Source organism: Elusimicrobiota bacterium (assembly GCA_040757695.1).
GTDB lineage: Bacteria > Elusimicrobiota > UBA8919 > UBA8919 > UBA8919 > JBFLWK01.
The window spans coordinates 1-6,891 of record JBFLWK010000104.1 but is presented as its reverse complement, the minus strand read 5'-3'; the positions used below and the strand labels follow the sequence as shown (position 1 = coordinate 6,891).

Annotated in this window: 8 protein-coding genes and 3 tRNA genes; all 11 read right to left on the bottom strand. The window is 34.8% G+C overall.

Annotation, left to right across the window (positions count from 1 at the left end; genetic code table 11):
* Positions 1 to 163 precede the first annotated feature (163 nt).
* The 11 genes from AB1349_12220 to AB1349_12170 all read right to left on the bottom strand — a co-directional run bounded on the left by AB1349_12220 (position 164) and on the right by AB1349_12170 (position 6,707).
* Positions 164 to 535, bottom strand: coding sequence for a calcium-binding protein (locus AB1349_12220; protein MEW6558093.1), 372 nt, complete (start codon positions 533 to 535; stop codon positions 164 to 166).
* Between the two features lie 337 nt (positions 536 to 872).
* A complete protein-coding gene (locus tag AB1349_12215; protein ID MEW6558092.1) occupies positions 873 to 1,901 on the bottom strand; it encodes a Fic family protein in 1,029 nt (342 codons plus the stop codon).
* A gap of 85 nt (positions 1,902 to 1,986) precedes the next feature.
* Positions 1,987 to 2,925 (bottom strand): UPF0158 family protein, encoded by a 939-nt coding sequence (locus AB1349_12210; GenBank protein MEW6558091.1) that lies wholly within the window; start codon positions 2,923 to 2,925, stop codon positions 1,987 to 1,989.
* Positions 2,925 to 3,707 (bottom strand): SWIM zinc finger family protein, encoded by a 783-nt coding sequence (locus AB1349_12205; GenBank protein ID MEW6558090.1) that lies wholly within the window; start codon positions 3,705 to 3,707, stop codon positions 2,925 to 2,927. Before AB1349_12205 ends, AB1349_12210 begins: the two co-directional genes overlap by 1 nt.
* Positions 3,708 to 3,966: 259 nt before the next feature.
* Positions 3,967 to 4,042, bottom strand: a tRNA-Asp gene (locus AB1349_12200).
* Positions 4,043 to 4,135: 93 nt separating this feature from the next.
* Positions 4,136 to 4,207 (bottom strand) — tRNA-Val (locus tag AB1349_12195).
* A 21-nt stretch (positions 4,208 to 4,228) separates the two neighbouring features.
* Positions 4,229 to 4,300: transfer RNA gene (locus tag AB1349_12190), tRNA-Glu, on the bottom strand.
* Between the two features lie 211 nt (positions 4,301 to 4,511).
* Positions 4,512 to 4,712 (bottom strand): winged helix-turn-helix domain-containing protein, encoded by a 201-nt coding sequence (locus AB1349_12185; GenBank protein ID MEW6558089.1) that lies wholly within the window; start codon positions 4,710 to 4,712, stop codon positions 4,512 to 4,514.
* 160 nt (positions 4,713 to 4,872) lie between these two features.
* Positions 4,873 to 5,523: an RQC domain-containing protein gene (locus tag AB1349_12180; protein ID MEW6558088.1), complete on the bottom strand. Its 651-nt coding sequence runs from the start codon at positions 5,521 to 5,523 to the stop codon at positions 4,873 to 4,875.
* Between the two features lie 259 nt (positions 5,524 to 5,782).
* Positions 5,783 to 6,100, bottom strand: coding sequence for a transposase (locus AB1349_12175; GenBank protein ID MEW6558087.1), 318 nt, complete (start codon positions 6,098 to 6,100; stop codon positions 5,783 to 5,785).
* Between the two features lie 148 nt (positions 6,101 to 6,248).
* Entirely contained in the window at positions 6,249 to 6,707 is a 459-nt protein-coding gene (locus tag AB1349_12170; GenBank protein ID MEW6558086.1) for a hypothetical protein, read from the bottom strand.
* Positions 6,708 to 6,891: the final 184 nt, after the last annotated feature.

Sequence of the window (6,891 nt, the reverse complement as noted above, 5' to 3'; positions counted from 1 at the left end):
TTAACTATTCATAGGAATTGTTCAGGTTTCTTGTGCATCCCTGTTTTACAGGGTTATTCCATTTTTGTCAATGAACAATATGTTTCAACATTTATTAGCAAAAATTTGCCAAACTACAGTTATTTATAGTTCCTAAAGATTTAAATCAAATACAATAATGGCTTCACAATTCATAACCGCGTTTGACCCAATAATGCCAATCTTCAATAGCTTCATATGTTTTATCTCTTAATTTGATTCCCACAAGTTGAGATAAAGGTACAGATATAATACTCTTTTGCCAACGAATATTAACAAACATCTCATGTTGACATTCATCTTCTGAAGCCATCCCTATTACTTCTACTATATCTCCACTTCTAAGAGGAGATGTTGGCCTTTTCATAATACACTTTGCAGTAAATGGAAAACTTAACTTATCTTCAAGATAATAATACCATCCCATTGCCTGTTCTTCTTCATCATAACAGTCAACGATTATCTCATTTGTTATACGATTTTCTCGTATTTTATTTTCTTTAATGGTAACCTTCACTTAATTATATTTTGATTGATAGATTGAATTAAAGATTTTTTCTTTAAATGGCCGCAACACAAATATAAAATTTATTTTTTCAACTTTTTAATTTTGATTATTTCAACTGCTGTTCCCCATATATGAATACACATAACATCTTTTTGTTCTTTCGCTTCAAAGTATATGCGTAACCCGTTAGACGCATCAAGTACCCAAAAGCGTCCTAATTTGAAAGTTGCCTGTATCAAATATGGAGCGTCTAAACGGGGTAAACACAGTTACTTATTTCCATATTTCTATATTTCCATTTTTTCTGTGTCATTCTGTGGCTTATTTTGTACAATATCACTTCCAGTTACCCGGAAGTTTTAATCCCGTCAAGGCGGGATGGAACAGTATACCTAACAGATTTATGATGGCCAACTCTGACAACCACTTTGTATTCAAGAAGCGGTTTAAGAACATAATGTGCCCCAGGAAGAGTTGTCCTGATTGCTCTGGCTATATCACGAATATTCATTATTCCCCGCTCTTGTAAAACCCGTAAAAGTTTTTCCTGTTTCAGAGTAAGCGAAATAGGTGTTTGAGTTGTAATACCAGTTGACAGTATACGGCTATAAACACGTTCAAGAGTTTCCAATACTGCCTCTGACATAAATTCTAACCATGCATCAAGTGGATATTTCTCTACTTGAACCCGTTGAAGATTTTTAATATAAAGATTTCGGTTCTCAAGCAAAACCTCATCAAGTGAAAAAATATGTAATGTGTCAAATCCTCTGCGGTATAATTCCCAGGTTGCCAATGCCCTTGCACATCGGCCATTGCCATCCCTGAAAGGATGGATATTTACAAACTGCAAATGTAATAGTGCAGAAGAAAAAATAACAGGAATTTCTTTTGACTTACTATTTAACCAATCAAGCAAGTCATTCATCAAATGAGAAACCTTCTGCCAGTTAGGTGCTGAATACATACCAGCCCGGACATTTACTCTCCTGTAATCTCCAATCGGTCCTTCATCAACAGCACCTGTCGCTATAATCTTATGAAGCCACATAATGTCTTTTTCAAGTATAACAGATTTCTTTTCATTTTTGGTTATCCATTGAATGGCGTCTATGTAATTTTTAGCCATTCTGATATGTTTCTCAGGATAACCAAAAACTTTTTTGCCATCAAACAAAGATTTAACCGCATCCACAGAAAGTGTACATCCTTCTATGGCTGTAGAACCATGAGCCAAACGAATTACAGCATCACGAACTAATGACGGTATCCATGGAAGTCTTATACTTGATGCCTGTATTTTTGAACGCAGTCCAGCAATATTTTCTAATAATTCTAATGTTCTATTATTAACCTTGTAAATTGGTTGCCACATATCTTTCTATTGCATAAAGTTTACATAAAGTTTTGCATAAAGTCAAGTCAGGAGTTTCTTGGGAAATCTTGGGAACATCTAAAAATTATTTTCCCCAAATCTGATTGAACCATCCCTCGCTTATACTTACCTCATATTGTGGATTTAACCACAATGCTTTAGGTTTGTCTTTGAAGATATTTCGTTCATTGAAAGTAAAACCCTGCCGTTTTTCAAGATACTTGATATCACCGCACCCGAGTATTTGGCAATCAACTGACATAGACGGACATTCTTTCCTATGACATATATTACCCAAGAACTGTTTATTTTTAGTGAAAACAAACACATCAGGACTGGCATGAAATTTACCTAAAACTTTGCGATGAGATAGCGCAAGCCTATCAATACAATCTGTATTCTCAATAAAAACCATCAGGTCAATATCTTTTGCTATTCTCTTTTTGCCTGTTGCTAACGAGCCAAAAAGTGCAATTTCAATTATACCATCAATTTTACTTGCTAACTCTACAAACATATTTATTGATTGTTCAATCAATTCCTTTTTCTTTTTGATTTCTTGTTCAATCCAGTTATCCTCTCTGTCATCTTTTTCAACTTTTATCCCGATACTTTCTAACCACTCTGTAGCTTTTTGTTTAATAATTTTATCATGAAAATCATACCACATGATTTGTTCTTCAGGATTTTCAGCAAGCACATCTTTGAATCTTCGGAATGCTCCTTTTCCATTAATAGCACGACTTAATTCACCCTTCAGCCCTTCATCTTTTACTGTATAAATAAAATCTTCCATATGCCGGTATGCTTCCCCTGATGATATAGTCGGTATTGCTTCATAACGGTCAGGTTCTTCATCAATTTTATCCGAGACATTTTCATCATCATATTCATTGTTGAAACCAGAAACTGTAATAATTTCTCCAGTTTCCAAATCAAAATAGTGCTTAATCTCCATAGAATTGTTTTCCATTGCACCACAGATTTCATCAATATTAACAGTAATTTTATTTATTTTAAACATTAACTGAATCTATCTCTAATTTCATCAAAATATAAACCTTCATGGTCAGCAAGTTCGTGAGATTCCATTTTTGATATTTCATTCAATATAACTTGTTTTTTCTTTTTCCAGTTTTTATCTTTAAGTACAATATCAGTATATTTTTCTCCATATTCAGATATAAGTCCACTGGGAAATATCTCATCGCTACCGTATTCCTCAGCATACTCTAAACATCCCATAATCAATGCAAAGTATGTTCTCCTTGCTAAATCATAATCACCTGATTTTATTAACCTTTTTGCTCTACTCTCAATAATATTTAATTTTAATAACATCTCTCTGTCTGTGATTCCTCCCGGTGGAGTAGAATCTTCAAATACCTTTTTTACAATTTTTTCAGGCTCATATTGGTCTTTCAGAGCATAAAGTTCAATCACATCAGGCTGTACCTCATACAAATCGTATAAAATATCCACCAATTCTTCTTTACTATAATGAGCAAACTTTTCTTTAATATTTTCCTCTGATTGAAAACTCTCTGGCTCTTTCAACCACGCAAGAAACGTAGCCACAATATGTTTACAATATCCCCCACGGTCATAAGGACAATTACAGCTAACACGAACATTATCCACTATCACTTGATATTGTCTTGTACCAACCACAGTTGCTTTAAATCCATTTTCAGTTTTTATCCGATGCCTCACCTGTCCTGACTGATAATAACTTTCTCCACGGGTAAACACTTTTGGATCGGTTCTATCTTGGATGCTTTTAATAGTATCACTGAAATTAATCATTGAATTTTATCTGAAAACCAATCATAAGATTTCTTTCAGTCTGGTATTTTCTTCTTTCAGGTAGGTAAATTCTACTAATATCTCTCCAATTTCTTTTTTGTTTTGTCAATTCAAATTGTTTTTGAAATTACATGTGAGCTTCTATCTACTTATCACCTATCTCTATTTCCTGTTTTAATTTGATAGGAATATCCATACCAATCAGTAGTGTGGGAGGGACATATTAAACACAAAATTTCAGACGCTAAAATTAAAACTACGGGGACGACGGGATTTGAACCCGCGATCTTGGCCTTGACAGGGCCACATGTTAAACCAAGCTACACCACGTCCCCAAGAACATCAATTAAAAATGTAGAATGTAAAATTAAAAATTAACTACAGCAATACTTTTTCACTTTTAATTTTGAACTTTTAATTGCCTTTATTGGGCGATGCAGGGATTGAACCTGCGACTTCCACCTTGTAAGGGTGGCACTCTCCCGCTGAGTTAATCGCCCGATATATTGAATTGCTTTTACTGCCCCCAACGAGAGTCGAACTCGTGCTACCACCTTGAAAGAGTGGTGACCTAACCGCTAGTCTATGGGGGCAGATATCGTCTTAAACTAATTTTTTATCCGTTTTATCGTCGGAAATATGCTGGCTATTCATTTTTCATCTATTTATATCAGTTTTTACCAAATCCCCGCAATTTTGACAACCTTTGGGCATACTTTGGGCATACTTTTTTGGAATTTAGCGATAATAGCACCGTCGGAGAAAATGGTCTTTTTAATGTATTTGTTCCCTGTTTTGTTAACATTATTTTTTTAACAAAATTTTATAACCTTTCGCGTGTTCAACTATATGAATTTTGCCTTCACGGGCAAACCAGCCAATGCCCATGTAAAGAACGGTGTTTGTGAAACCCAATGCAGATTTAAGTTTCATCGCCGTTACTTCACCGTTCTTGTCAAGGTATCTCCAAATCTGCCCGGCTGTGTTTCCGATTCTGTTCATCATAAAAACTTTCTTCTGTAAATGATTTTACAAAAATTATTTCTGTTTGTCAAGAATATTTTTTGATTTTTATACAGGATAGATGTGGCATATAGTATAAAATGAATAGCTCTGTGGGAGTTCTTTATATCTGTAAGTGGCAGATGATTACATCCGGTTATTATTAAAGGTTCTTTTTTTCTGTCTTTCTACTTGGTATCAGTTTTTCGTAAGACAGGTCGGGTTCTATGAGTTTCAATTTACGCAGTCGGCAGTAAATACTAACCGGCGAACGCTGAAATATCTTTGCTAATTCTTCAATATTCTTTTTAGTTGCATATTCGTTTTTTAAGTCATTGTCTTCTTCTTCGGACCAAGGCAATCCACGACGGGTTTCTTTTTCTGTTTCCGTAAGAGTATCTTTCTTGCGTTTCTCCGGTATAAGCTCTGCCTGAAAATCTTGTAAGGCTTTATTTGCTTTAAGTAATTCTTCCAACTTTGTAGAAAATTTCGCAGATTTTTCAGCAAGAACTTCCTTGCCTACATTGGTGATATGAACAAGCGGATACCAAAAATCACCTATCTTGTCCTCGGCAAAGGTCAGCAACCGACTTTCAAGCAGAAAATCATATAATGCTTTTACATTCGCTTCTGGAACACCGCTCATCAATCCAATATACCGCACATCAAGGTTACTGTCTTTCCAATTTTTCAGTGTTACAACACTCCGTCGTTGCGAACCTCTCAAAATTCCAACAATAGTTCCTACACCTCGCTTGCCAGATATTTGATTTACCAGAGATAGCATTATGTACTGCGAAAAATTAAGTTCCATTTTTGTTCACACTTGTTTTACTGAAAATGCGAATTAGGGTTTACTGATAAATTATTTTTTTGTTAATATGATATCGTTGAAAAAGTCAGTTACAGTTCCAGTTGGGTTGCTTGAACATAATTTTTTAGCAGATTAACTGGCAGTGACCGTCAATAACTTTTTCAAGTTTTTCAGATTTTTTGCAACTTTTAATTTTTTTCGCTCTTTGAATCACTTTGCCACAACCACACGCAATGCAATTTTTGGCGGTGCAGATAAATCATAAAGCAAAGTAATAATCCGCTTGCAGTTGACCACAACACAGGACATCAGCGACTGGATTTGCATCTTTGTCGGGCGTGTGTTTATCAACATAATCGTCTGGTTCGCATTTCCCGTGCTCTTTCTTCAACTTGAAAAGATTCACTTTCGCCTGAATGTGCGTTGAATCAACTATGTGAAGTTTGTCGGATACCAAATTTTTTGAGCGGGCGATTTCTACTATTTTATTGAAAATGTTTTTGAACCGTTCAACTCCAAGATGGTCACGAAATCTTGATAATGTTGAGTGGTCGGGACCCTGTTCGTCGGTATCCAAGCCGAGAAATCACTTGAACGATAGTCGGTCGTTGACCTCGTCCTCAATATCATAGTCGGACAGGTCATATGTAAACTGTAAAAATATTTCTTTGAAGACGACCTATAATAATCTCTTGAACATATTTAGCCCTTCCATCGCATTATCATTATTCTTGTAGTATTAACTGAAACAAAGGAATATTTTTGTTTGAATATTTTCTATATCCAGCAACTACAAGGTCAGCACAATCAATGCCAGTATATTCATTGTCCTGACTATCAACGGAACCAAAAACGCCGGGTACATTGTAGTATGAACTCAACCATCCAAGATAAGTATTGTCTTTTCTAAAATCAATTCTATGGACTTTTTGTGTTATTCCACAATAATCAACACTCTCTTTACCCGGAGTGGCTAAAACCTGTTTCTTCCCACTTTTATCTGTATAAATAATTTTAACTTTATACCAGTTAATTTCAATATTTCCAAACTCCGATTCATTCCATTGTCTTATTTCTGACGGTGAAACATTTTTTTCATTAATTCTGATATTTCTTACTGTTGTAAAGTAAGTTTCTTTTTGATATAAGTATGTTTTAATAACACAGTATAAATTAGGGTTCACTGAAAAAAGCAAAAGTTCATTGACATATAGACGGAAAAATAGTATAATAGGACATTAAAAATAACACAAAAACTGCAAGGAAAAACGGGAAAAGAGCCAAAAACCCTTGCAGTTTTGACAGTGAACGGAGGCAAAAAATGTCCTATAAAGTAAAAGACCGTAGAACTGGGAATTTATTTTCAGA

Coding starts and splice junctions, on each gene's coding strand:
- AB1349_12185 (MEW6558089.1), bottom strand. CDS start 4,712: ATGATGAACAGAATCGGAAACACAGCCGGGCAGATTTGGAGATACCTT.
- AB1349_12205 (MEW6558090.1), bottom strand. CDS start 3,707: ATGATTAATTTCAGTGATACTATTAAAAGCATCCAAGATAGAACCGAT.
- AB1349_12215 (MEW6558092.1), bottom strand. CDS start 1,901: ATGTGGCAACCAATTTACAAGGTTAATAATAGAACATTAGAATTATTA.
- AB1349_12180 (MEW6558088.1), bottom strand. CDS start 5,523: ATGGAACTTAATTTTTCGCAGTACATAATGCTATCTCTGGTAAATCAA.
- AB1349_12210 (MEW6558091.1), bottom strand. CDS start 2,925: ATGTTTAAAATAAATAAAATTACTGTTAATATTGATGAAATCTGTGGT.